Source organism: Methylobacterium isbiliense, from assembly GCF_022179325.1.
Classification (GTDB): domain Bacteria; phylum Pseudomonadota; class Alphaproteobacteria; order Rhizobiales; family Beijerinckiaceae; genus Methylobacterium; species Methylobacterium isbiliense.
Map to the genome: position 1 here is coordinate 15,141 of NZ_BPQQ01000070.1, position 23,697 is coordinate 38,837.

General features: G+C 72.8%; 20 protein-coding genes. 11 read left to right on the plus strand and 9 right to left on the minus strand.

Annotated elements, in window-relative coordinates:
- Positions 1-38: 38 nt before the first annotated feature.
- Positions 39-914: a S49 family peptidase gene (locus tag MFF61_RS25970; protein WP_238240591.1), complete on the minus strand. Its 876-nt coding sequence runs from the start codon at positions 912-914 to the stop codon at positions 39-41.
- A 287-nt stretch (positions 915-1,201) separates the two neighbouring features.
- On the opposite strand from MFF61_RS25970, the gene MFF61_RS25975 reads away from it, so the two are divergent.
- The gene (locus tag MFF61_RS25975) at positions 1,202-1,507 is read left to right on the plus strand and encodes a hypothetical protein (protein WP_238240592.1); all 306 of its coding nucleotides are present in this window, start codon (positions 1,202-1,204) and stop codon (positions 1,505-1,507) included.
- A 49-nt stretch (positions 1,508-1,556) separates the two neighbouring features.
- Here the strand turns inward: MFF61_RS25975 and MFF61_RS25980 are convergent, their stop codons facing one another.
- Both MFF61_RS25980 and MFF61_RS25985 read right to left on the minus strand, forming a co-directional pair.
- On the minus strand, positions 1,557-2,363 hold the full coding sequence (locus MFF61_RS25980; RefSeq protein WP_238240593.1) for a tRNA1(Val) (adenine(37)-N6)-methyltransferase: 807 nt from the start codon (positions 2,361-2,363) through the stop codon (positions 1,557-1,559).
- Complete coding sequence (locus tag MFF61_RS25985) at positions 2,347-2,580, minus strand: putative signal transducing protein (RefSeq protein ID WP_238240594.1); 234 nt, start codon at positions 2,578-2,580, stop codon at positions 2,347-2,349. The genes MFF61_RS25980 and MFF61_RS25985 overlap by 17 nt, the downstream gene beginning before the upstream one ends.
- A 161-nt stretch (positions 2,581-2,741) precedes the next feature.
- Between MFF61_RS25985 and MFF61_RS25990 the strand changes: the two genes are divergently transcribed.
- The 6 genes from MFF61_RS25990 (at position 2,742) to MFF61_RS26015 (ending at position 11,483) form a co-directional block, all read left to right on the plus strand.
- Positions 2,742-3,839 carry an efflux RND transporter periplasmic adaptor subunit gene (locus MFF61_RS25990; RefSeq protein ID WP_238240595.1) on the plus strand — a complete coding sequence of 366 codons (1,098 nt, stop codon included), beginning with the start codon at positions 2,742-2,744 and terminating at the stop codon, positions 3,837-3,839.
- A 22-nt stretch (positions 3,840-3,861) separates the two neighbouring features.
- Positions 3,862-7,002, plus strand: coding sequence for an efflux RND transporter permease subunit (locus tag MFF61_RS25995; protein ID WP_238240596.1), 3,141 nt, complete (start codon positions 3,862-3,864; stop codon positions 7,000-7,002).
- A gap of 49 nt (positions 7,003-7,051) precedes the next feature.
- Positions 7,052-7,669 (plus strand): TetR/AcrR family transcriptional regulator, encoded by a 618-nt coding sequence (locus MFF61_RS26000; protein WP_238240597.1) that lies wholly within the window; start codon positions 7,052-7,054, stop codon positions 7,667-7,669.
- A gap of 117 nt (positions 7,670-7,786) precedes the next feature.
- Positions 7,787-8,842 (plus strand): polyprenyl synthetase family protein, encoded by a 1,056-nt coding sequence (locus tag MFF61_RS26005; protein ID WP_238240598.1) that lies wholly within the window; start codon positions 7,787-7,789, stop codon positions 8,840-8,842.
- 129 nt (positions 8,843-8,971) lie between these two features.
- Positions 8,972-10,849 (plus strand): PhoX family protein, encoded by a 1,878-nt coding sequence (locus MFF61_RS26010; RefSeq protein WP_238240599.1) that lies wholly within the window; start codon positions 8,972-8,974, stop codon positions 10,847-10,849.
- 115 nt (positions 10,850-10,964) lie between these two features.
- Positions 10,965-11,483, plus strand: a complete 519-nt coding sequence (locus tag MFF61_RS26015) for a hypothetical protein (RefSeq protein WP_238240600.1) — start codon at positions 10,965-10,967, stop codon at positions 11,481-11,483.
- Positions 11,484-11,681: 198 nt separating this feature from the next.
- On the opposite strand, the gene MFF61_RS26020 is transcribed toward MFF61_RS26015, so the two are convergent.
- The 3 genes from MFF61_RS26020 to MFF61_RS26030 form a co-directional block, all read right to left on the minus strand.
- On the minus strand, positions 11,682-12,563 hold the full coding sequence (locus MFF61_RS26020; RefSeq protein WP_238240601.1) for a 4-(cytidine 5'-diphospho)-2-C-methyl-D-erythritol kinase: 882 nt from the start codon (positions 12,561-12,563) through the stop codon (positions 11,682-11,684).
- A gap of 100 nt (positions 12,564-12,663) precedes the next feature.
- Positions 12,664-14,463, minus strand: a complete 1,800-nt coding sequence (locus tag MFF61_RS26025; protein WP_373324802.1) for a tetratricopeptide repeat protein — start codon at positions 14,461-14,463, stop codon at positions 12,664-12,666.
- 409 nt (positions 14,464-14,872) lie between these two features.
- Positions 14,873-16,537 carry an electron transfer flavoprotein-ubiquinone oxidoreductase gene (locus tag MFF61_RS26030; RefSeq protein WP_238240602.1) on the minus strand — a complete coding sequence of 555 codons (1,665 nt, stop codon included), beginning with the start codon at positions 16,535-16,537 and terminating at the stop codon, positions 14,873-14,875.
- 223 nt (positions 16,538-16,760) lie between these two features.
- Between MFF61_RS26030 and MFF61_RS26035 the strand changes: the two genes are divergently transcribed.
- The 3 genes from MFF61_RS26035 to moaB all read left to right on the plus strand — a co-directional run bounded on the left by MFF61_RS26035 (position 16,761) and on the right by moaB (position 19,248).
- On the plus strand, positions 16,761-17,642 hold the full coding sequence (locus MFF61_RS26035; RefSeq protein WP_238240603.1) for a uracil-DNA glycosylase: 882 nt from the start codon (positions 16,761-16,763) through the stop codon (positions 17,640-17,642).
- A gap of 144 nt (positions 17,643-17,786) precedes the next feature.
- A complete protein-coding gene (gene ypfJ, locus MFF61_RS26040; RefSeq protein ID WP_238240604.1) occupies positions 17,787-18,683 on the plus strand; it encodes a KPN_02809 family neutral zinc metallopeptidase in 897 nt (298 codons plus the stop codon).
- 22 nt (positions 18,684-18,705) lie between these two features.
- The gene (gene moaB, locus MFF61_RS26045; protein WP_238240605.1) at positions 18,706-19,248 is read left to right on the plus strand and encodes a molybdenum cofactor biosynthesis protein B; all 543 of its coding nucleotides are present in this window, start codon (positions 18,706-18,708) and stop codon (positions 19,246-19,248) included.
- Between the two features lie 25 nt (positions 19,249-19,273).
- On the opposite strand, the gene MFF61_RS26050 is transcribed toward moaB, so the two are convergent.
- Positions 19,274-19,792 carry a hypothetical protein gene (locus MFF61_RS26050; RefSeq protein WP_238240606.1) on the minus strand — a complete coding sequence of 173 codons (519 nt, stop codon included), beginning with the start codon at positions 19,790-19,792 and terminating at the stop codon, positions 19,274-19,276.
- Positions 19,793-19,906: 114 nt separating this feature from the next.
- Here MFF61_RS26050 and MFF61_RS26055 point away from each other — a divergent pair, with 114 nt between their 5' ends.
- Positions 19,907-21,022: a PA0069 family radical SAM protein gene (locus MFF61_RS26055; protein ID WP_238240607.1), complete on the plus strand. Its 1,116-nt coding sequence runs from the start codon at positions 19,907-19,909 to the stop codon at positions 21,020-21,022.
- 104 nt (positions 21,023-21,126) lie between these two features.
- Here MFF61_RS26055 and MFF61_RS26060 read toward each other — a convergent pair whose 3' ends face one another.
- Together MFF61_RS26060 and MFF61_RS26065 are read right to left on the minus strand one after the other, a co-directional pair.
- On the minus strand, positions 21,127-21,987 hold the full coding sequence (locus MFF61_RS26060; RefSeq protein ID WP_238240608.1) for a PCC domain-containing protein: 861 nt from the start codon (positions 21,985-21,987) through the stop codon (positions 21,127-21,129).
- Positions 21,988-21,989: 2 nt separating this feature from the next.
- Positions 21,990-23,600 carry an acyl-CoA synthetase gene (locus MFF61_RS26065; protein WP_238240609.1) on the minus strand — a complete coding sequence of 537 codons (1,611 nt, stop codon included), beginning with the start codon at positions 23,598-23,600 and terminating at the stop codon, positions 21,990-21,992.
- Between the last annotated feature and the right edge of the window lie 97 nt (positions 23,601-23,697).

A 23,697-nucleotide genomic window follows, 5' to 3' on the forward strand; every position in this document is an offset into this window, starting at 1 on the left:
GCGGTGGAGCCCCGGTGCCGCCCTCCCGAAGGCGAGACTCAAAGCCCGAAGCGCGCCCAGGCCGCCCGCTCCTCCAAGAGGGCGACCGCGCCCTCCAGCGCCGCCAGCGCCTCGATGCCGGGCTCCTTGCGGCGCAGCAGCCGGGCGAGCAGCCCGCCGCGGACCTGCTCGACGAGCTGGATCTTCACCGTGTCGCCGAAGCGCGCCCGCAGCGTGCCGCGCACGTCCCCGAGCGCGTCGACGAGGCCGAGCGCGAGGCCCTGGCGCCCGCTCCACACCGCCCCGGAGAACAGGTCGTCCGGGTCCCCCGACAGGCGCGGCCGGCGGCTGCGCACGAGCTCGGTGAACAGCGCCTGGATGTCGCTCTGGATGTCCTTCAGCCGGGCGATGTCGGCCGGATTCTCGGGACGGAAGGGATCGAGCATCGCCTTGGCCGGGCCGGTCGTGTAGACGCGCCGCTCGACGCCCAGGCGCTCGAGCAGCCCCTGGAAGCCGAACCCGGCCGAGACGACCCCGATCGAGCCCACCAGGGAGGAGGGGTCGGCCACGATCTCGTCGGCCGCACAGGCGATCATGTAGCCGCCGGACGCCGCCACGTCCTCCACGAAGGCGATCACCGGCACCTTGGCCTCGGCCGCGAGCGCACGAATGCGACGGTGGATCAGGTGCGACTGCGCCGCCGAGCCGCCCGGCGAGTTGATCACCAGCGCCACCGCGGCGATCTCCTTCATCGTGAAGGCGCGCTCCAGCGCGGGCGCGCAGGCCCCGAGCGACAGGCCCTGGCGCAGGGGCGAGACCGCCCCGATCGGGCCGCTGAGGCGCACGACGGGCACCACCGGGTGCGTGCGGCGGTACCGCTCGGGCAGGAGGCTGCGCCAGAGGGCACGCGAGGCGGTCCGGAACGCGAGCGGCATGCGGATGGGGATCTCCCGTGAACGGCCGGGACGTAGCCGCCGCCGCGGCCGGCGGCAAGCCGGGGCCCGGCGGGCGCGAGTCTACGTTCTCTTCCGCAGAGTTTTCCGGGACTTTCTCAGTCGCATCGATTGAACCGGATCCGGCCGAACCTAGTTTTGGCTGTTGCGGTCTCGGACGGTCCGGGGCGGCCGTCTCGCGGGTGCCTCAAGCGGGCGCTCAGGTCTTGGTCTCTGGTCCCGCGGCATGCCGGACAGCGTGCCCCGGAGCGACGGAAGGGAGAGCGTGGATGCGTGTCCTTCGTTGGGTTACGGTGGTCCTGACAGTGTTCGTCGCCGGGCTCGGCCTCGGCGTCACGCGCAGCGAGGCGGCGGCGCTGCCGACCGCGGGCGCGACGGCGGCCGGCGACATCGTGCGCGAGCTCATCGCGGAGCAGGCTCAGTACTACTACCGCCGCCGCTACTACCGGCCCTATCGCTCTTACGGCTACCGGCCTTACCGGCGCTACTACGGCTACCGCCCCTACCGCCGCTACTACTACCGCCCGTACTACCGCCGCCCGTACTACCGGCCGCGGTTCTACATCGGCTTCTGACCGGCCGGATCCGGCTCGCTGCGGGCGCCCTCGGGGCGCCCGTTTCGCGTCACAGCCCCGTCGCGCCGCGATGCAGCGCCTCGGCCTGAGGCGTGAAGCGCCCGTCCGGACCGTGCAGCACCAGGGCCGGGCGCAAGGCGAAGGCCGCGCGGCTGCCGCGCACGCCCTCGATCAGCACCCGGATCGCCGGCGCCTCCGCCCGGGCGTGGACGGGCCGCACCGCGAGCCCGCCGAAGCGGCCGCGCACGGCCGCGAGGCAGGCCGGCAGGGCATCCGCCCGGTGGATCAGGACCAGCCGGCCCCGCGGGCGCAGGAGGTCGGCGCAGGTGCGCAGCCACGCCTCCAGCCCGCCCTCCGGCAGGGCGTGGGCGGCCGCCCGCGCGGCCACCGGCGAGGGGCGGTGGCCGGCTCCCTCGAAGAAGGGCGGGTTGGTGAGCACGAGATCGGCCCCGTCCGGCAGCAGCCCTTGCGCGCGCCGCAGGGCGGCGGGCGCCGTGACGTCGGCCTCCAGCACGCAGGTCCGGTCGGCGAGCCCGTTCAGCGCGGCGTTGGCGCGCGCCAGCGCCGCGGCCTCGGGATCGCGCTCCACGAGGACGACCCGGCTCCGCGGGGCGGCCTGCGCCACCGCGAGCCCCACCGCCCCGGTGCCGGCCCCGAGGTCGTAGACGAGGCCCTCCGGCGCCCCCGCCGCCGCCGCGAGCAGGACCGCGTCCGTCCCCGCCCGATGCGCCCCGCGGGCCGGGTGATGCAGGCGCAGCCGACCGCCGAGCCACTCCTGCGCCGGCCCAAGGGCCGGTGCCGGCCCAAGGGCCGGTGCCGTCCCGGGGGACGGTGCCGTCTCAGGAGCCGGCGGCATCGCGCAGCTCGTGGGCCAAGCCCGCATCCGTGAGGAGGCGCCGCGCCTGCGCGGCATGATCGCCGGGCACCAGGAGGCGGCGCGGGAAGGCGCCGATCATGCCCTCCAGCGCGCTGATATGCGCATCGGCGACGAGGACCGGGATCGCAGCCACCTCGAGGAGAGACTGCGCGAAGCCGATCAGCACGATGTCGTTGGTGCGGAGGATCTCGACCATGCCCCGTCATGCCCCGGGGCGGGCCGCCGCGCCAGTCCGCGGCCATCGTCGAATCCTTGAAATTGACGATTGTTGACAATCGTCAATTTCCGGTTATCGTGGAGATGCGACGGTCGGGGGCAGCCCCGGCGGCGGCGCTCGATCCGGCCGGAGCCGATCTGATGGCACGCAAGTCCTCACTCCCGGTTAACGCAACGCTGGTGATCGCAGCGTCACTCCTCGCCGCTGGTTGCAAGGAGGAGCCCGCCGCCGGCCCAGGCGAGGTGGCGGGCCGGCCCGTGCTGGTGCAGCGCGTCGCCTTCGAGGATCGGGTGCCGGCGCGCAGCTTCGTCGGAACCATCCGGCCGCGCATCGAGAGCGACCTCGGCTTCCGGGTCCAGGGCAAGGTGGAGAAGCGCCTCGTCAACGTGGGCGATGCGGTGACGGCGGGCCAGCCGCTCGCGACCCTCGACGTGGTCGACCTGCGCCTCCAGACCGAGCAGGCGGAGGCCGAGCTGAGCGCCGCCACCGCCTCCCTCGCCCAGGCCGACGCCGACCTCAAGCGCACCCTGACGCTCGCCGGCCAGGGCTGGAGCGCGGCCTCCACGGTGGATCGCCAGAAGGCCGTGGCGGAGGAGGCGCGCGGGCGCCTGCTGCGGGCCGAGCGGGCGCTGCTGCTCGCGCGCAATGCCGTCTCGTACGCGGTGCTCGCCGCGGATGCCGACGGCGTCGTGACCGCCGCCCTCGTCGAGCCCGGCCAGGTCGTGGCCCCGGGGCAGGCGGCGATCCGGCTCGCGCGCACCGCCGAGAAGGAGGCGGTGATCGCCATCCCCGAATCCCTGGTGGCGCAGGCCCGCGAGGGCGAGGCGAGCGTCGGGCTGTGGTCGCAGCCGGGGGTGCGCTACCGCGCCACCCTGCGCGAACTCGCGCCCGCGGCCGACGCCATGACCCGCACCTATCTGGCGCGCTTCTCGCTGCCGCAGGCGGACGCATCGGTCCAGCTCGGCATGACCGCGACCGTGACGCTGACCGGCGCGAAGACCGAACGGGTGGTGCGGGTGCCGCTCTCGGCCCTGTTCAACCAGGGCGGCGGCGCCTCGGTCTGGACCGTGGACGGGGAGGGCGCCCTGACGCTCAAACCCGTGACGGTGGCGGCCTACGAGGCGCAGGACGCGCTGGTGAGCGGCGGCCTCGCAGAGGGCGAGCGCATCGTGCGCCTCGGCGTGCAGAAGCTCGACGCCGCCCAGCGCGTGCGGGTCGTCGACGCACTCCAGTTCTGATGAGTGCCGGGAGGACGGTCCGATGAAGCGCCTCAACCTCTCCGAATGGGCCGTCCGTCACCGGGCCGTGGTGCTGTTCCTGATCCTGGCGGTGGCCGCGAGCGGCACCCTGGCGTTCCTGCGGCTCGGCCGGGCGGAGGACCCGAACTTCACCATCAAGGTCGCGGTGGTGACGGCGATCTGGCCGGGCGCCACCGCCCGCGAGATGCAGGATCAGGTCGCCGACCGCATCGAGAAGAAGCTCCAGACGCTGCCCTACTTCGAGAAGGTCGTCACCTTCTCCAAGCCGAGCTTCGCGGCGATGCAGGTCACCTTCCGGGACAACACCCCGGCCGGGCAGGTGCCGGCCCTGTTCTACCAGATCCGCAAGAAGATCGACGACGTGCGCGGCGAGTTGCCCGCCGGTCTGATCGGCCCGAACGTCAACGACGAGTACGGGGACGTCGATTCGATCCTCTACATGCTGACCGGGGAGGGGGCCGACTACGCGCAGCTGAAGAAGGTGGCGGAGGGCCTGCGCCAGCGCCTGCTCAAGGCCGACGGCGTCGTCAAGGTGAACCTCTACGGGGTGCAGGACGAGCGCATCTTCGTCGAGTTCAGCCACGCCAAGCTGGCGACGCTCGGCATCACGCCCCAGACCCTGTTCGAGGCGCTCGCGCGGCAGAACGCCGTGACGCCGGCCGGCACCGTCGAGACGGCGGCGCAGCGCATTCCGCTGCGCGTCACCGGCGCCCTCGACGGCGTGCGGGCGGTGGCCGAGACGCCCGTGGAGGCGGGCGGGCGCACCTTCCGGCTCGGGGACGTCGCGCGCGTGACCCGCGGCTTCGTCGACCCGCCGGACTTCCTCGTGCGCCAGACGGGCCGTCCGGCGCTCGGCGTCGGCGTCGTCATGGCGCGGGGCGCCAACATCACGGCCTTCGGCGCGGAGGTGGGGGCGGCCGCGCGCGAGTTCATGGGGGCGGTGCCGCAGGGCATCGACCTGACGCAGATCGCCGACCAGCCGAAGGTGGTGGCGGAGGCCCTGTCCGAGTTCGAGCGCTCGTTCCTCGAAGCGCTGGTGATCGTGCTCGCGGTGAGCTTCCTGTCGCTCGGCTGGCGCACCGGCATCGTGGTGGCGCTGTCGGTTCCGCTCGTGCTGGCGCTGACCTTCGTGGTGATGCAGGCGCTCGGCATCGACCTCCACCGCATCACGCTGGGCGCGCTCATCATCGCGCTCGGGCTCCTCGTCGACGACGCGATCATCGCCGTGGAGATGATGGTGGTGAAGATGGAGCAGGGCGTCGACCGCCTGCGCGCCGCGGCCTTCGCCTGGGACTCCACCGCCTTCCCGATGCTCACCGGCACGCTCGTGACGGTGGCGGGCTTCCTGCCGGTGGGCTTCGCCAACTCGGCGGTGGGCGAGTATGCGGGCGGCATCTTCTGGGTGGTGGCGATCGCGCTCGTCGCCTCGTGGTTCGTGGCGGTGATCTTCACCCCGTACCTCGGCGTGCTGCTGCTGCCGAAGGACCTCGCCAGAGGGCACGCGAAGGGGCACGGCGCGCACGCCGATCCGGACGCGCTCTACGACACCCGCACCTACCGGATCCTGCGCCGCCTGATCCGCGCCTGCACGCGGCGGCGGCTCGCCACCATCGGGGCCACCCTGGGCATCTTCGCGGCGGCGGTGGTGGGCTTCGGCCACGTGCAGCAGCAGTTCTTCCCGCTCTCCGAGCGGCCCGAACTCTTCCTGCAGCTGCGGCTACCGCAAGGCAGCGCCATCGGCACGACGGGGGCGGTGGTGCGCGAGGCCGAGGCGCTGCTCGGCCGGGACGATCCCGACATCGCCACCTACACGGCCTATGTCGGGCAGGGGAGCCCCCGCTTCTGGCTCGGCCTCAACCCGGAACTGCCGAACGAGGCCTATGCGGAGATCGTGATCGTCGCCCGCGGCGTCGCCGCGCGCGAGCGGGTCAAGGCGCGGATCGAGAAGGCGGTGGCCGCGGGCGCGCTGTCCCAGGCGCGGGTGCGGGTCGACCGGTTCAACTTCGGCCCGCCGGTGGGCTTCCCCGTGCAGTTCCGCGTCGTCGGCCCCGACCCGATGCGGGTGCGCGAGATCGCCTATCAGGTCCGCGACGCGGTGCGGCGCAACGGCTCGATCGTGGAGGCGCAGCTCGACTGGAACGAGATGACGCCGTCGCTGCGCCTCGTCGTCGACCAGGAGCGGGCGCGGGCCTTCGGGCTCAACGTGCAGGACGTGTCGCAGACGCTCCAGACGCTGCTCTCGGGCGTCACCGTGACGACGGTGCGCGACGGGATCGAGCAGGTGGGCGTCGTGGCCCGCGCGGTGCCGGGCGAGCGGCTCGACCTCGGCCGCATCGGGGATCTCACGGTGCTCGCCCGCGGCGGCGTGGCGGTGCCGGTGGCGCAGGTGGCGCGCCTCGACACCACGCACGAGGAGCCGATCCTGTGGCGGCGCAACCGCGACATGGCCATCACCGTGCGGGCGGACGTGGTCGACGGCGTGCAGCCGCCCGACGTGACGGGGGCGATCTGGCCCACCCTCAAGCCGATCCGGGACGGGCTGGCGCCCGGCTACCGCCTGGAGATCGGCGGCGCGGTGGAGGAATCCACCAAGGCCAACGCCTCGCTGTTCATCCTCTTCCCGGTGATGATCCTGGCGATGCTGACGCTCCTGATGATCCAGCTCCAGAGCTTCTCGCGCCTGATCCTCGTCTTCCTGACCGCCCCGCTCGGGCTGATCGGCGCCTCGCTCGGCCTCAACCTCGCGGGGATGCCCTTCGGCTTCGTGGCGCTGCTCGGCCTGATCGCGCTCGCCGGCATGATCATGCGCAACGCCGTGATCCTCGTCGACCAGATCGAGGCCGACGTCGCCGCCGGCCATCACGCGCGCGGCGAGGCGATCGTGGAGGCCACCGTGCGGCGCGCGCGGCCCGTGGTGCTCACCGCGCTCGCCGCGATCCTGGCGATGATCCCGCTCACCCGCTCGGCCTTCTGGGGGCCGATGGCGATCACCATCATGGGGGGCCTGTTCGTCGCGACCTTCCTGACCCTGTTCTTCTTCCCGGCACTCTACGCGTGGTGGTATCGCCGCCGCCTGGACGAGGGTGGACAACCTGAGGAGGTGCGTCACACTGTGGTGCCGTTGGCGATCGCAGCCGAATGACGACGCATCGACCCGCCCAGCCGTTGCCCTGCCGAATGGTTCGTTGGCCATGACGATGCAGACCCCCACCCGGGACACGACGGCCTCCGCCGGCAGCGACCTGCGCTGCCGCATCCTCGCCATCGCGGAGCGCCTTTTTCGCGACATGGGCTACCGCAAGACCACCGTGGCGGACATCGCCTCGGTGCTGCGCATGAGCCCCGGCAACGTCTACCGGTTCTTCCCCTCGAAGAAGGCGCTCAACGAGGCGGTGGCCGACCGGCTGCTCGGCGACATCGAGGCGGAGCTGGAGCGGATCGTCGCGCAGGCCGACGTGCCGGCGGCCGAGCGCCTGCGCACCTTCGTGGCCGCCCTCCACCGGATGAGCGAACAGCAATTCACCGCCAACCGCCGCATGCACGAGATGGTGGAGGTGGCGATGGCGGAGAGCTGGGAGGTGATCCACCGCCACATCGAGGGCGTCGACCGCCTGCTCTGCCGCCTCGTGGCCGAGGGGGCGCAGTCCGGCGAGTTCGCCGTGGAGGACCCGATGGTGGCCGCGCGCTGCGTCCACGCGGCGATCGTGCGCTTCTGCCATCCGGCCCTGATCGCCCAATGCGCCGACGAGGCCGGTCCCACCCTCGAGCAGATGACCGCCTTCCTGCTCGCGGGCCTGCGGGCGGCTTGAGACCTCTCGTCCTTGCGGCAAGCTTGCGTGTTGCCGCGGCAGCGGAACGCGTGCAAAGGGGGCCTCACGCCCCGGATCGTGGCCGGCGGCCGCTGGCAACCAGGAGAGAGCGCGCGCGTGGGCGTCGTCCTTCCCTTCGAAGAGAAACCCTCCGACCCGGAGGCGAGCCTCAACGACCTCGTCGCGCTGGTGGCGGGCGGCATGGACCGGGTGAACGCGATGATCCTGTCGCGCACCGGCTCCGAGGTCGCGATGATCCCGGAGGTCGCCAACCACCTCATCGCCTCGGGCGGCAAGCGCCTGCGGCCGATCCTGACCCTCGCCACCGCGCAGCTCTGCGGCTACGCCGCGGCGGAGGGCGGCCGCGCCGCGGAGAGCGGCCGGGACGGCGACGTGAAGCTCGCGGCGAGCGTCGAGTTCATGCACACGGCGACGCTGCTCCACGACGACGTGGTGGACGAGAGCGACATGCGCCGCGGCCGGGTGGCGGCCCGCATCAAGTGGGGCAACCAGGCGAGCGTGCTCGTCGGCGACTTCCTGCTCGGCCAAGCCTTCAAGATGATGGTCGAGGTGGGGTCCCTGCGCGCCCTCGACATCCTCTCCTCGGCCGCCGCCGTGATCGCCGAGGGCGAGGTGATGCAGCTCGGCGCGGCCAAGAACACCGAGACGACCGAGGACGAGTACCTCGCGGTGATCCGCGCCAAGACGGCCGAACTGTTCGCCGCCGCCTGCGAGGTCGGGCCGGTGCTGGCCGGGCGCCCGAAATCCGAGGCCGCCGCCTGCCGCAGCTACGGCATGAACCTCGGCATCGCCTTCCAGCTCGTGGACGACGCCCTCGATTACGGCGGCACCAGCGCCGACCTCGGCAAGAACGTCGGCGACGATTTTCGCGAGGGCAAGATCACCCTGCCGATCGTGCTGTCCTTCCGCCGCGGCACCGCCGAGGAGCGGGAGTTCTGGCGCCGCACCCTGGAGCGGGGCGAGATCGACGAGGCCCGCGACCTCGACACGGCCATCGGCATCATGCGCCGCCACCGGGCGCTGGAGGACACGATCGAGCGCGCCCGCCATTACGGGGCGATCGCCCGCGACGCGCTGGCCCTGTTTCCCGACGCGCCGATGAAGCGGGCGCTGCTCCAGGCGGTGGATTTCTGCATCGCCCGGGCACATTGACGCGCCGTCACGCGGACGCCACCAAAGCCGGCTATGCAGGGCGGCGCGGCGTCGCCCCGTGACGCGGCCTCGCCCGAGCGGGCGGGCCGCCCGGCCTGCCGCGTGCGATCGTCCGAGGGCTTGCCCGCCATGTCCGACCCGTCACCCGGCCCGACCATGGGCGAGATCATCGCCCGGCGCCTGAGCCGCCGCGACCTGATGCGCGGGCCGCTCGCCGCCGCCGCGCTCTCGGCCCTCGGGCTGTCCCCCGCGCAGGCCGACACCCCGGCGGCCGGCGCCTTCGACTTCCCTGAACTCGCGGCGGGCGTCGATGCCACGCACCACGTCGCGGAGGGCTACGCGGCCGAGATCCTGCTGCGCTGGGGCGACCCGCTGTTTCCCGACAGCCCGCCCTTCGACCCGCAGAACCAGAGCGCCGCCGCCCAGGCACGGCAATTCGGCTACAACAACGACTTCGTGGGCTTCATCCCGCTCGGCGAGGGGCGGGGGCTGCTCGTGGTGAACCACGAATACACGAACGTCGAACTGATGTTCCCTGGCCTCGGGGCGATCAACCGCCGGTCCGGGCCGGTGGCGCTCAGCCCCGCGCAGGTGGCGGTGGAGATGGCCGCCCACGGCGGCAGCGTGGTCGAGATCGTGCGCGAGGGCGGGCGCTGGCGCCCGATCCTCGGCTCGCCCTACACGCGGCGCATCACCGCCGAGACCCCGATGACGCTCACCGGCCCGGCCGCCGGCCACCCGCGCCTGCAGACGGCTGAGGACCCGAGCGGCCGGCAGGTGCGCGGCATGATCAACAACTGCTCGGGCGGCGTCACCCCGTGGGGCACGTGGCTCTCGGGCGAGGAGAACATCCACTACTACTTCCTCGGCCAGCTGCCCGAGGGCCATGCCGAGGCCCGCAACGCCGCGCTCTACGGCATGGGCACCCCGCTCTACGGCTGGGGCCGCGAGCATCCCCGCTTCGATCTCGCGCGCACGCCCCACGAGCCGAACCGCTTCGGCTGGGTGGTGGAGATCGATCCCCACGACCCGCTCTCGGTGCCGAAGAAGCGCACGGCGCTCGGGCGGATGAAGCACGAGGGCGCGGCCGGCCTCGTCAACCGCGACGGGCGCTACGTGGTCTATCTCGGCGACGACGAGCGCTTCGAGCACGTCTACCGCTTCGTGAGCGAGGGGCGGGTCGATCCGGCGGACCGGGCCGCCAACCGCGACCTGCTCGATACCGGCACCCTGTCGGTCGCCCGCTTCGACGCGGACGGCACCGGGTGCTGGCTGCCGCTGGTGCACGGCGAGGGCGGGCTCGACGCGGCCGCGGGCTTCGCGAGCCAGGCCGACGTGCTGATCGAGACCCGCCGCGCGGCGCGCCGCGTCGGCGCGACCCGGATGGACCGCCCGGAGGACATCGAGGCGAACCCGGCGACGAACCGCGTCTACGTCATGCTCACCGGCAATCCGGGCCGCAAGCCCGAGGAGACCGACCCGGCCAACCCGCGGGCCAGGAACCTGTTCGGGCACATCATCGAGATCGCCCCCGAGGGCGGCGACCACGCGCAGGCCCGCTTCCGCTGGGAGGTGCTGGTGCGCTGCGGCCTGCCGGAATCCGGCGCCACCTTCTCGGCCGCGACCACGCCGGACGGTTATTTCGGCATGCCGGACAATTGCGCGGTCGATGCCCGCGGCCGGCTCTGGATCAGCACCGACGGCAATTCCCGCCGCTCCACCGGCCGGGCGGACGGGCTGTGGGCGATCGAGACCGAGGGACCGCGCCGGGGCACCTCGCGGCACTTCTTCCGGGTGCCGGTGGGGGCCGAGCTGTGCGGGCCCTGCTTCACGCCCGACGACGAGACCCTGTTCGTCGCCGTGCAGCATCCCGGCGAGTCGGACGACCCCGCCGCGCCCTCGACCTACGAGACGCCCGCGACCCGCTGGCCCGACTTCGCGGAAGGCCGCCCGCCGCGTCCGGCCGTGGTGGCGCTCACCCGCAAGGGGGGCGGGCGGATCGGCTGAGGCGGGCCGGAGCGGCGGCACAGCAAACCGCCGGCCCCCGTCCCGCACTTGCCCCAAGGTCATGTAAAATTTAAGGTGGGATGCCGCTGCGCTCTGCGGTCAGCTCCGGCATCTCATGCAACTTGCACAGCTCGATCCCAGCTTCCTCTTCGGTCTCCCCGAGAAGATCCTGAGCGCGGACGCCATCGTCAAGATCGAAGTCGCCATCGCGTCCGCAGTCGCGGTCGCGATCTGGAATTCCTATCGCAAGAGACGGCGACTGAGAAGTGCACTGAAGATCGAAGTCACGCTGACTTCCGACATGCACGCCAGAACCTACACTCAGGACACGCGCAGATTCCTCGAAGAAGCCATCAAGAGGGATGCGAACTACAGGGTAACGATCTTCTCGTCGGGTGAGCATGTCGTCATTGGCAACTTGACGGACGACATTTCGTACATCGATCCGTACGTGGCTCGCCGCATCATCATGTTCGACGCGCGATCGCGGCTGATCGACGATGTCGTCGCCTACATGCGGACCGAGGACTTCACGTCCCTGCCGTACACCAAGAAGCTGGCGATCGTGAGAATTCCGTTCGACCTTCAGGACGAGCTGCAGGGACTGGCGATGCAGCTGAAAGCCGAACTGTAAGGACCGAACCGGCCGGCGCCACGCACGGCGCCGTGGATGTCACTTGATGATGATGGTCCAGCCCGACATGATGGTCCCTACCTTCCAGAGTGGCTCGCCCAAGAGAACTCGCCCAAGGGGAACGGCCGAGTCTTCACGCTATACTAAGGGCACGGGTGCCCCGACATCAAGCCGCCGTCCACCACATCCTGCACCGCCTCACCGCAGCATCGTCGCGCGCACCCACCAGCCGGGCGAGGCGGCCGCGATGGCGCGGGCGGCGCGGGCGGCTTGGCTGCGATGGCCGAAGAGCCCGAACACGGTGGCGCCCGAGCCCGACATCCGGGCGAGCCGGCAGCCCGCCTGCGCGCGCAGCGCCGCCAGAGTCTCACCGATCACCGGCGCCACCGTGAGGGCCGGGGCTTCGAGGTCGTTGCGGGCCGGGCCGATCCGGTCGAGGAGGTCGGACGGATCGCGCACGCCCTCGACCTCGGGATGCGGCACGGCGGCAGCCGGGTTCGTCTCGCCGACCGCGAGGCCGAGCGCCCGGAACACCGGCGCCGTCTCGACCGGCACGCCCGGGTTGATCAGCACGGCGGGCAGGGCGGGCAGCGGGAGCGCCGGCCCCACAGCCTCGCCCGCGCCGCGCATCATCCGGGCGCGGGGGTCGAGGCAGACCGGCACGTCCGCCCCGGTGGCGCGCGCGGCCGCGAGCAGGGCCGGGTGGTCGGGGGCGAGCGCGTTGAGGCGCGCAAGCAGCCGCAGCGCGCCGGCCGCATCCGACGAGCCGCCGCCGATGCCGGCCGCCACCGGCAGGCGCTTGTGGAGCGAGAAGCGCCCCACCGCGAGGCCCGGCACGGCCTCCGCGAGGCGGCAGGCGGCCTTGAGCACGAGGTTGTCGCCGGCCGGGCCGGCCGGACCGGCGGTCGGCCCCGAGACCGCGAGGTCGAGGGCGGGGCCGGGGTCGAGGCGCAGGCTGTCGCCGACGCCCGCGAACACCACGAGGCTCTCGAGGGCATGGTAGCCGTCCCCGGACCGCCGGCCGAGGACGTGCAGGGTCAGGTTGATCTTGGCGGGCGCGCGGGTGACGAGGGGAGACACCGGAGACCTGGTTCTGTCAGACGGACGAAAGCCCCTCTCCCGGGCCGGAGAGGGGCTTGCAAGGGGTTCACAAAGCGCGCGCGGGCTGCTCCGGGCCGCTTTAGCCCCCGCCCTTCGACTCCGTTCCCATCGCCGGCGGATCGCTCGGCGCCGGGGCGCCCTTGGGCATCTCGGGCTGGTCGGGGGTCGGGCGGCCCTCCGCGGTGGCGGCGGGCTTGTCGGGCTCGGGCAGGCCGCTCTTGAGCTTCTCGTCGATCTTGGCGAGGTCTTCCGGCTCGGGGTTGAGGTCCTTGGCGTGCTGCCACTGGAACTTCGCTTCGAGCCGCCGGCCGCTGCGCCAGTAGGCGTCGCCGAGATGGTCGTTGATGGTGGGATCGCCCGGCTTCAGGTCGACCGCCTTCTCCAGTTCGCGCACCGCGTCGTCCCAGCGGCCGAGCCGGTAATAGGCCCAGCCGAGGCTGTCGATGATCATGCCGTCGCGGGGCTGGAGGTCCACCGCCTGCTTGAGCATGCGGAACGCCTCGTCGATGTTGGCGTTCTGGTCGACCCAGGAATACGCGAGGTAGTTCAGCACCTGGGCGCGGCCGTTGGGCTGGGTCGCCGGCACCAGGTCGAGGGCCTTCTTCAAGTCGGCCTCGGCCTTCGGCCACTGCTTGGCCCGCTCGTAGGCGGTGCCGCGATAGTAGTAGAGCGTCCAGTGGTTGCGCTCGGGCTCCTTGCCGATCAGCGAGATCGCCTTGGAGTAGGTCTCGGCCGATTCCGCGTATTTCTTGCGCGAGCGCTGCACGCTGCCCAGCGCCGAGACCACGTCGATGTCGTTCGGGTAGGTCTTGGCGACTTGGTCGAGATGCGCGATGGCCTCGTCGCCCTTGCCCATCTGCTCGAGGTTGAGGCCGATCTGGATGTCGGCGTTGAGCTTGAGGGGCGACCCGGCCGGCATGCGCGCGAAGATCTCATTGGCGCGCTCGGGCCGCTTCATGCGCTCCAGCGTGTCGGCGAGCGTCAGGATCGCCAGCGGGTGTTCGGGGGCGAGATAAAGGGCGAGCCGCAGGTAGACCACGGCGGGCAACTCGTCGCCCTGCGAGGTCCCGGCCGAGCCGAGGCCGTACAGCACCTCGGCGGCGCCCTCCTGGGCGGTCGCGATGAGCGGGCCGAGCGTCTTGCCGGCCTTGAGCTTGTCGAGGGCGTCGCGCACGATCGGGTGGCGGGGCAGGATCGCGTCGAAGGCCTCGTAGGCCGCGACCGCGAGGTCGGGCCGGCCGGAATCGGCCTCGAAGCGCGCATAGGCGTCGACGATGCGCAGGGTGTTGCGGTCCGCCTCGTAGGCGGCCTTGAGCCGGCGCTCGGCCTCCGCCTTGTCCCCGACCAGCACGGCGATCAGGCCGGCATGGTAGTCGCGGAAGACGTTGTAGTAGCGCTCGCCGCGCAGCCGGTTGATGGTCTCGAACGCCTTCCGCCCCTGGTTCTCGCCCGCGTACGACCACGCGGTGAGCAGCGTCGAGGTCAGGTCGGCGGCCGCGCCGCGCCCGCCGCGCTGCAGGTTCTGGCGCGCGGCGGCGTATTGCTTGGCCTTGAGCTTCTGCACGCCGAGGGTGAGCTGGGCGAGGCCGTTCGAGGCGTCGCGGGCGGTCAGCCGCTCGGCGGCCCGGAACGCCTCCTGCACCGCGCCGTCCGCGAGCAGCGCCACGAAGGAGCGCTCCAGCAACTCGGCATTGCGAGGATCGCCCTTCACCGCCTCGCGGTAGTAGGTGGCGGCGGCGGCGGTGTCGCGGGACGCGCCCGCGATGTAGGCGGCCAGGAAGTTGCCTTCGAGGGAATCCGCCGGCTCGTAGGCGGGCGTGGCGACGTCGCGGGGCGACAGCCGGGCCGCGAGCACGGGGGTGGGTGCCGCGACGAGCAGGGCGAGGGCGAGGAGCGCCCCGCGACGGAGCGGAAGGGCAGCGCCGCGGCGGAGCGGGAGGACGGCCCCGCGGCGGAGCGGGTGGAATCGGGTCGTGGGCACCAAAGCGACGGCTCCATCGGCCCTACGGCCAATCGAGCCGGCCGGCGGGCAATCGGCCGCGACATTGGACCGGGCCGGGGGCAGCGGCAAGACCAAACAGGGGCGGTGATGTGGCCGCGCCCCTCGCGGCACGCGGGAGAAGCCCGGTCGGTGCGCCGGCGCTCACGCCGGCCGCCGCGCCCGATCACCCCGACAGCATCGATCGCCCTCGTATCGATCCGCGTCGCCCAGACATTCCGCGCGGCTGACCGACGAGGTGGCGCGGTTCCTGGCGGGGGTGCGCGCCGCCTGAGGGCGGCGCCGCGGGTCACATGTTGACGTAGTTCGGACCGCCCGGCCCCTCCGGGGTCACCCAGTTGATGTTCTGGTTGGGATCCTTGATGTCGCAGGTCTTGCAGTGGACGCAGTTCTGCGCGTTGATCTGGTAGCGCGGGGCGCCCCCGTCCTCGATCCACTCGTAGACGCCGGCCGGGCAGTAGCGGGCGGAGGGACCGCCGAACACGTCGTGCTCCGAGCGCTTCTGCAGGTCCGGGTCCTTCACCTGCAGGTGGACCGGCTGGTCCTCCTCGTGGTTGGTGTTCGACAGGTAGACCGAGGAGAGCCGGTCGAAGGTGAGCACCCCGTCGGGCTTGGGGTATTTGATCGGCGTCACGTCCTTGAGGGGCTTGGTGCAGGCGTAGTCCGGCTTGCCGTGCTTCAGGGTGCCGAACAGCGACAGGCCGGCGAGCTCGTTGAGCCACATGTCGATGCCGCCCAGGCCCACGCCGACCAGCGTGCCGTAGCGCGACCACAGCGGCTTGACGTTGCGCACGCGCTTGAGGTCGTAGCCGATCTCGCTGTCGCGCCAGCCCGCCTCGTACTCGGCGACCTCGTCGTGGCCGCGCCCCGCGCCCAGCGCGGCATGGATGGCCTTGGCGGCAAGCATCCCCGACAGCACCGCGTTGTGCGAGCCCTTGATGCGGGGCACGTTCAGGAAGCCGGCGGAATCGCCCACGAGGCAGCCGCCCGGGAAGACGACCTTGGGCACCGACTGCCAGCCGCCCTCCATGATCGCCCGCGCGCCGTAGCCGATGCGCTTGGCCCCCTCGAACACCTCGCGGATCATCGGGTGGGTCTTGAAGCGCTGGAACTCCTCGAACGGCGACAGGGTCGGGTTCTCGTAGTTCAGGTGCGTGACGAAGCCCACCGACACGAGGTGGTCGTCGAAGTGGTAGAGCCAGGAGCCGCCGCCGGCCTTGTTCGGCAGCGGCCAGCCCATCGTGTGCTGCACCAGCCCGGGCCGGAACTTGTCCGGCTTGACCTGCCACAGCTCCTTGACGCCGAGCCCGTACTTCTGGTGGTCGGAGTACTGGTTGAGCTTGTAGCGGTCGATGACGCGCTTGGTCAGCGAGCCGCGCGCGCCCTCGGCGAACACCGTGTAGCGGGCGCGCAGCTCCATGCCGCGGGTGAAGTCGTCGCGCGGCTCGCCGCTGCGCGCGACGCCGAGGTCGCCGGTGGCCACGCCCGCCACCGCGCCGTCCTCGCGGTAGAGCACCTCCGCGGCCGGGAAGCCCGGATAGATCTCGACCCCGAGCTCCTCCGCCTTGCGGCCGAGATACTTCGTCACGTTCGAGAGCGAGCCCACGAAGTTGCCGTGGTTCGACATCAGCCGCGGGAAGGCGACGTTGGGGAGGGCGATGCCCCCGGCCGGGCCGAGGAACATGAACTCGTCCTTGACCACCTCGGTCTTCAGCGGACGGTCGGGATCCTGGCGCCACTCCGGCATCAGCCTGTCGAGGCCGATCGGGTCGATGACCGCGCCCGACAGGATGTGCGCGCCGACCTCGCCGCCCTTCTCCACCACGACCACCGAGACCTCGGCGCCGGCCTCCGCGGCGAGCTGCTTCAGGTGGATGGCGGCCGCGAGCCCGGCCGGTCCTGCCCCGACGACGACCACGTCGAAGTCCATCGCCTCGCGTTCCGGCAACTCCATCCGCTTCCTCCCTGACGCCGCGCCCGTGCCGGGCCCCGATGGCCGATCCCGATCGTTCACATATAAACGATCTAGGGCACGCTCAAGCGGTTCCCATCTGGCGACCGTGCGACGGCATGTCCCCGGGCGCAAGCACCCCGAACGGGCCGCCGGGCGCCCGTGCCGCAGCGCGCGGACCCGCCCGGCGATTGTCCACAGGCCCGATCCTCGCCACATCACCCCCATGACCGACGAGACCGACCGCCGCGACCTGCTCTCCTACCTCGACTTCCACGTCGCGGCCGGCGTGGACGCGGTGCTCGATGAGGCCCCGCACGACCGCTTCGCCGAGAGCCTGCGGCCGGCGCCGGCCGCGCAGGAGCCCACGCCCGAGCCCGCCGCGCCCGAGCCCCTGCGGCGGCCGGACTCCGCGCGGCCGCCGCTCGCGCGGCCCGCGCCCTCCCAGCCCGCGCCGGCCGCGCGCGCCAGCACCTTCGGCCGCTCCGCCGCCGCCGCGCCCGACGAGGCGGCCGGGGATGCCCGCGACCTCGCCCGCACGGCCGCCTCCCTCGATGCGCTGGAGGCGCTGCTCGCGCGCTTCGAGAGCTGCCCGCTGCGCTTCACCGCCAAGAACCTCGTCTTTGCGGACGGCAACCCCGAGGCCCGGGTGATGTTCGTCGGGGAAGCGCCCGGCGCCGACGAGGACCGGGTCGGCAAGCCCTTCATGGGCCGCTCGGGGCAGCTCCTCGACCGGATGATGGCGGCGATCGGCCTCGACCGGACCAACGCCTACGTGGGCAACGTCGTGCCCTGGCGCCCGCCGGGCAACCGCAGCCCGACGCCCCAGGAGATCGCGATCTGCAAGCCGTTCATCGAGCGGCAGATCGCGCTCGCCGACCCCGACATCCTGGTCTGCCTCGGCGGCGTGGCGACCCAGGCGCTCGCCGGCACCAAGGACGGCATCCTGAAGTCGCGCGGGCGGTTCTTCCCCTACCGGACGGGCACGCGCGAGATCCGGCTCCTGGCCACGCTGCATCCGGCCTACCTGCTGCGCCAGCCCCTGCAGAAGCGCCTCGCGTGGCGCGACTTCCGGGCGCTGCGGGCGGCGCTGGACGCGGGGGCCTGAAGCGGGACCGCCCCCGGCGAGGCCGTTCCTCGTCCCCGCTCCAGGATCCCCGCTCCAAGCGGAACCGTGCGGGGCGGCGTCGATTACTCTTGAGCCCGCGGGGCGGCGCGCGTAGCCGTGGGCGTGTGAGACGGGTGGACGACGATGCGCTGGGAAGACTTTCGGGCCTCCGAGAACGTGGAAGACCGGCGCGGCGAGGGCGGCGGCGGCTTCGGCTTTCCGGGCGGCGGGGCGGGCGGCCTCGGCATCGGCACCATCGTGATCCTGTGCATCATCGGCTGGGTCACGGGCATCAACCCGGCGATCCTGATCGGCGGCGCCGAGATGGTGAACCGTCCCCGCCAGGAGGAGCGGCAGGCCCCGGACGGGGCGCAGCGCCGCACCGGCCCGCCCACCGACCAGTCGGGGCGATTCGCCGCCGCGATCCTCGGCAACACCGAGGACGTGTGGAAGCAGGTGCTGCCGAACCAGACCGGGCGCCAGTACACGCCGACCACCATGGTGCTCTACCAGGGCGGCACCCGCAGCGGCTGCGGCATGGCGCGGGCCGCGATGGGTCCGTTCTACTGCCCGCTCGACAAGAAGGTCTATCTCGACACCTCCTTCTTCAAGGAGATGGAGCAGAAGTTCAAGGTCAAGGGTGACTTCGCCTACGCGTACGTGATCGCCCACGAGGTCGGCCACCACATCCAGGACGTACTCGGCATCCTGCCCAAGGTGCAGCGGCGCCAGCAGCAGGTAGACGAGCGCGAGTCGAACCGCCTCTCGGTGCGGGTCGAGCTGATGGCCGATTGTCTCGCGGGCGTCTGGGCCAAGAACTCGGATGAGCGCTTCAACGCCCTCGAACCCGGCGACATCGAGGAGGCCATGCAGGCCGCGAGCGCCATCGGCGACGACCGGCTGCAGAAGCAGAGCCAGGGCTACGCCGTGCCGGATTCCTTCACCCACGGCTCCTCGGCCCAGCGCATGCGCTGGTTCCAGACCGGCTACCGCAGCGGCCAGACGCAGTCCTGCGACACGTTCCGGGCGGCGCAGCTGTAAGGCGCCCGCCAAGGAGCCCATCATGCCCCTCGACACCGCCCGCCCCTTCATCCCGCTCAGGATCGCGGTGCTCACCGTCTCGGACACCCGCACGCTCGCGGACGACCGCTCGGGCGACACGCTGGCCGCGCGCCTGAGCGAGGCGGGCCACGCGCTCGCCGCGCGCGCGATCGTGCCGGACGAGGTCGCGGCGATCCGCGGGCAGGTGCAGGCCTGGATCGCGGATCCCGGCATCGACGTGGTGATCACCACCGGCGGCACCGGCTTCACCGGACGCGACGTGACGCCCGAGGCGCTGGAGCCGCTGTTCGAGAAGCGCATGGACGGCTTCTCGGCGATCTTCCACCGCATCTCCTACGACAAGATCGGCACCTCGACCCTGCAGTCGCGGGCGACCGCGGGCGTCGCGGGGGCGACCTACGTCTTCGTGCTGCCGGGCTCGCCGGGCGCCTGCCGCGACGCCTGGGACGGCATCCTGGCGGCCCAGCTCGACTACCGCCACCGCCCCTGCAATTTCGTCGAGATCATGCCGCGCCTCGACGAGCACCTGAAGCGGGGCGCCTGACGCCGCGGCGGACCCGGCCCGCGGCTCACGCGCAGGCGAGAGTGCCGCCGAGCCGCCGGACCCGCAGCGCCCGCCCCGGCGAAAAGCCGACCAGGGCCTCGCGCCGCACCACGTCCCCGGGCCGCACCCGCCGGGTGCTGCCGCGCGCGGCCTCGACCCGGGCGGCGAGGCGGGCGGTCCAGGGCGCGTGCGGGCGCGGCAGGCGGCCCAGCGCCACCTCGGGCGGTGCGGTCCCGGTGAAGCGGTCGAGGGTGCGGATCCAGCCCTCGGCCGGCACGTCGCCGGCCTCCAGGCAGAAGAGCCAGGGCCGCCGCGCCAGGGCCGCGGCGGAGGCCCAGGGGTCCGCTCCCCGCGCCGCCAGCGCCGCCCCGGTGCTGTCGGCCATCACGGCGAGTTCCGGATCGGCGGGATCGGCGGCCACGATCACCGCATCGCCCACCAATCCGGCCGCAACGCCGGCCACCAGGGCCGACAGGGTGTCGGCCAGCGCCTCGATGGCGCCGGGTGCCTCCGCTCCCGTGACGTGCACGACCGCCGTGATCATGCGGCGCCCTTAGCGCAAGCGGGACAGTCCGTCCTGCCTCGATCGGCGGCACTTGCCAATGTTCCTATTTTGTTCCAAGCTTCGCCGCCGTTTCCAGGGCGGGGAGGGGGTTTGGTGGCAGCCAAGGACACGGACGGCACCGGTCCGCGCCTCGCGGCCGCCACCCCGCGCCCCGAGCGCCGCCGCGGACGCGGGGCCACCGCCAACCCGAGCGGTCGCTTCGAGACGGCCCGCCGCGAAGCCTTCGCGGACGGCTGGGAGCGCGAGGAGGATCTGCCGCCCCTGCGCACGGAGGTGACGGCGGAGCAGGCCCGCCGCATCATCACCCGCAACGACTCGCCCGACATCGGCTTCGACCGCTCGATCAATCCCTATCGCGGCTGCGAGCACGGCTGCGTCTACTGCTTCGCCCGGCCGAACCACGCCTATGCGGGGCTGTCGCCGGGGCTCGACTTCGAGACGAAGCTGTTTGCCAAGCCGAACGCCGCCGCGCTCCTGGAGCGCGAACTCTCGGCGAAGGGCTACCGCCCGCGGGTGATCGCGCTCGGCACCGCCACCGATCCCTACCAGCCGATCGAGCGGCGCCACCGCCTCACCCGGGCGGTGCTGGAGGTGCTCGCCCGCTTCAACCACCCGGTCGGGATCGTCACCAAGTCCGACCTCGTGCTGCGCGACCTCGACCTGCTGGCGCCGATGGCGGCGCGGGGCCTCGTGCAGGTCGCGGTGTCGGTCACGACCCTCGATCCCGTGCTGGCGCGCCGCATGGAGCCGCGCGCGCCGCGGCCCGAGAAGCGCCTCGCGGCGATCCGGGGCCTGACGGCGGCCGGCGTGCCCGCGATGGTGCTGATGGCGCCGGTGATCCCGGGCCTCAACGACCACGAGATCGAGGCGGTGCTCGCCCGCGCCCGGGAGGCCGGCGCGGGCGCGGCCGGCAGCGTGCTCCTGCGCCTGCCGCACGAACTCGCGGACCTGATGCGCGACTGGTTCTCCGAGCACTACCCCGCGCGCGCCGCCCGCGCCTTCGCGCTCCTTGCCGAGACCCGCGGGGGCCGGGTCTACGACGCCGCCTTCGGCACCCGCTTCACCGGCACCGGCCCCTACGCGACCCTGCTCTCCGACCGCGTCCGGCAGACCGCGCGACGCCTCGGCTTCGAAGAGGCGCGCCCGGCCCTGCGCACCGACCTCTTCGCGGTGCCGGGGCGGGAGGGGGCGCAGGGCTGCCTCTTCTGAGTCCGTTTGGAACCCTTGTCGTGGCGCAGAATCTCGTCGCGGAACCGGCCACCGCGTCTGCGCACTCTGCTGAGGGCGCGACGGGTTCGACCGCGCCGCGCGCCTCAGGCCGGCACCGCCTCCAGGCACAGCTCGAAGGTGATGCAGGCCGCGTTGGCGCCGCGCGCGAGCACGCCCTCGTGGATGACGCCGTCGACGTCCACCACCGCGATGTCGAGCCGGGCCACCGGCGCCCCGTCCGGCCCGGGCCGCACCGCGCCGTCGCGGATCAGCACCTCGCTGGCGTCGGTCGGGATCACCCGTCCGTCGGCGAAGACCGGGCGCACGATGCTGCCGAGGCCGCGCACGCGCGCGGCCGGAAGGCCGTGCGTCCGGCAGGCCGCCTCGATGGCGGCGAAGACCTCCTGGTTGGGCTGGAGCTTGAGGAGGAGGCAGCCCGGCCCCGCTTCCCGGCCGCCGGCCGGGGTGAAGAGCGCGAAGTTGGTCTCGGCGTCCGGCTCGACCCGCCACGCGGCGTCGGGGGTGGCGAAGGCCTCGGCCCGGGCGGGAGCGCGCACCACCACCTCGGCGGGCAGCAGGTGGCCGGCGCGGCGGCGCCCGTCGGCCTCGGTCCAGATCCCGTGCACGTGCAGGAACGGCGCGCCGTCGCGCTCGCCGTAGGTGACGCTCGCCCGCTCCAGCCGGGTCTCGCCCGCGGGCCGGAAGGTCTCGCTGTAGTACGCGGCGAAGCGCGGGTCGGCCGAGAGGGCCGGCATCACGTAGGCGAAGGGCCGGAAGGATCCGCCCGCGAGCTCCACCACGCCGCCGCGCAGGCCGGCCGCCCGCAGGGGCTCGGCCACCGCATCGAGCAGGGTGCGCCCCTCGGCCAGCGCGAAGGCGAGGCGCGCCGGCGCGCCCCCGGCGGACAGCCAGCGCTCGGCCCGCGCCGGACCGGGCTGGGCGAGGCGGCTCGGCGCGCGGCCCATGCTCACGGCCTCCCGGCGAGGGGCGGAGAGGCGAGAGGCAGGAGGCCCGCCGCCTCCAGATCCTCGCGCACCATTGTCTTGGTGATCTTGCCGTAGCCGGATTTCGGCAGGGCGGGGCGCAGGAAGACCCGCCGCGGCAGCTTGTAGCGGGCGACCTTGTCGGCGAGGTAGGCGAGCAGGTCCTCCTCGCTCAGCGCCGCGCCCTCGCGCAGGACGAGGACCGCGATCCCGATCTCGCCCCAGGTCGGATCGGACACGCCCAGCACCGCCGTCTCGGCCACCGCCGGATGGGTGAGGATCTTCTCCTCGATCTCCCGCGGGTAGATGTTCGAGCCGCCCGAGATGTACATGTCGGAGGCGCGGCCCGTGATGGTGAGGAAGCGCTGGTCGTCGAGGACGCCGAGGTCGCCGGTGCGGAACCAGCCGTCGCGGAACGCCTCCGCATTGGCCTTGGGGTTGTTCCAGTAGCCCGCGAACACGGCCGGGCCGCAGACGCAGATCTCGCCCTGGGTGCCGGCCGGGACCTCGCGGCCCTCCGCATCCTGGATCTGCACCTCCATGCCGGTGCGCTCGATCCCGCAGGTGCCGACCCGCACGCCCGGGCCGTCCTCCGGGTCGTGCAGCGCGGGCGGCAGCACCGTGATGTTCCCGGTGACCTCGCCGAGGCCGAAATACTGCACCAGCACCGGGCCGAGCGTGCGCAGCGCCCGCTTCTGGTCCTCCCGGTACATCGGCGCCCCGGCATAGATCACGTAGCGCAGGGAGGCGTGGTCGTGCCGCGCCACGGCGGGATGCTCGACCATCATCTTCAGGATGGTGGGCACCGTGAACAGGTTGGTGACGCGGTGCCGCTCGATCAGCGCCCAGACCTCGCCGGCATCGAAGCGCTCGCCCTCCGGCAGCACCGTCGTCACCGCGCGGGCGACCTGCGTGAGCGCGTGGATGCCCGCCCCGTGCGAGAGCGGCGCCACCACGAGCGAGACGTCGCCCTCCGGGGTCGTGCCGGGCATCAGGTCGCAGAGGTGGTTGGTGATCACGAAGGCCATCTGGCCGTGGGTGAGCACCGCGGCCTTCGGCTTGCCGGTGGTGCCGGAGGTGTAGAAGAACCAGCACGGGTCGTCGTACTCGACCGCGGCGTTCGGCACGGGCCCGCCCTCTCCGGCAAACAGCCCCTCGTAGGGCTCGCCCTCGGCCGGCCCCTCGCCGAGCGTCACGACGAGGCCGAGATCCGGGCAGGCCGCCCGCACCGCCGCCACATGGGCCGGGTTGTCCGCCTGGCACAGGAAGGCGCGGGCGCCCGATTGCTGCGCCAGGTAGGCGACGTCGTCCGGCATCAGGCGGTGATTGGTCGGCACGAACACGGCGCCGAGCCGGAAGGCCGCGTACATGATCTCGAGGATCGGGTTGCCGTTGCGGGCATGCACGAGGAGCCGGTCGCCCTTGGCGATGCCGCGGGCCTCGAGCGCGCCGGCGAGCCGGGACACGCGCGCGTCGAACGCCCGCCAGGTCCAGGTCCGGCCGCCCCAGTCGATGGCGATGCGGTCGGGATGGCGCGCGGCCGCCTGCGTGAGCGCATGGGCGAGGTTCATCACCCGGCGGGACATCGGGGTCATCGGGGGCGCCTCCCGGTTGGCGGTTGCTGGTGTGGGCCGCGGCCGGCGCCGCGTGCGCGCAGGCTTACCGCAGCTCACGCAGGGCGCGCCACGGCCC

What these genes read in the sequence shown, in the direction of transcription:
- MFF61_RS25970 (WP_238240591.1), bottom strand. Translation starts at nt 914, where the DNA reads ATGCCGCTCGCGTTCCGGACCGCCTCGCGTGCCCTCTGGCGCAGCCTC.
- moaB (WP_238240605.1), top strand. Translation starts at nt 18,706, where the DNA reads ATGCCCCTCGACACCGCCCGCCCCTTCATCCCGCTCAGGATCGCGGTG.
- MFF61_RS25995 (WP_238240596.1), top strand. Translation starts at nt 3,862, where the DNA reads ATGAAGCGCCTCAACCTCTCCGAATGGGCCGTCCGTCACCGGGCCGTG.
- MFF61_RS25980 (WP_238240593.1), bottom strand. Translation starts at nt 2,363, where the DNA reads ATGCCGCCGGCTCCTGAGACGGCACCGTCCCCCGGGACGGCACCGGCC.
- MFF61_RS25985 (WP_238240594.1), bottom strand. Translation starts at nt 2,580, where the DNA reads ATGGTCGAGATCCTCCGCACCAACGACATCGTGCTGATCGGCTTCGCG.
- MFF61_RS26010 (WP_238240599.1), top strand. Translation starts at nt 8,972, where the DNA reads ATGTCCGACCCGTCACCCGGCCCGACCATGGGCGAGATCATCGCCCGG.
- MFF61_RS26000 (WP_238240597.1), top strand. Translation starts at nt 7,052, where the DNA reads ATGACGATGCAGACCCCCACCCGGGACACGACGGCCTCCGCCGGCAGC.
- MFF61_RS25990 (WP_238240595.1), top strand. Translation starts at nt 2,742, where the DNA reads ATGGCACGCAAGTCCTCACTCCCGGTTAACGCAACGCTGGTGATCGCA.
- MFF61_RS26060 (WP_238240608.1), bottom strand. Translation starts at nt 21,987, where the DNA reads ATGGGCCGCGCGCCGAGCCGCCTCGCCCAGCCCGGTCCGGCGCGGGCC.
- MFF61_RS26030 (WP_238240602.1), bottom strand. Translation starts at nt 16,537, where the DNA reads ATGGAGTTGCCGGAACGCGAGGCGATGGACTTCGACGTGGTCGTCGTC.
- MFF61_RS26065 (WP_238240609.1), bottom strand. Translation starts at nt 23,600, where the DNA reads ATGACCCCGATGTCCCGCCGGGTGATGAACCTCGCCCATGCGCTCACG.
- ypfJ (WP_238240604.1), top strand. Translation starts at nt 17,787, where the DNA reads ATGCGCTGGGAAGACTTTCGGGCCTCCGAGAACGTGGAAGACCGGCGC.
- MFF61_RS25975 (WP_238240592.1), top strand. Translation starts at nt 1,202, where the DNA reads ATGCGTGTCCTTCGTTGGGTTACGGTGGTCCTGACAGTGTTCGTCGCC.
- MFF61_RS26015 (WP_238240600.1), top strand. Translation starts at nt 10,965, where the DNA reads ATGCAACTTGCACAGCTCGATCCCAGCTTCCTCTTCGGTCTCCCCGAG.
- MFF61_RS26050 (WP_238240606.1), bottom strand. Translation starts at nt 19,792, where the DNA reads ATGATCACGGCGGTCGTGCACGTCACGGGAGCGGAGGCACCCGGCGCC.
- MFF61_RS26035 (WP_238240603.1), top strand. Translation starts at nt 16,761, where the DNA reads ATGACCGACGAGACCGACCGCCGCGACCTGCTCTCCTACCTCGACTTC.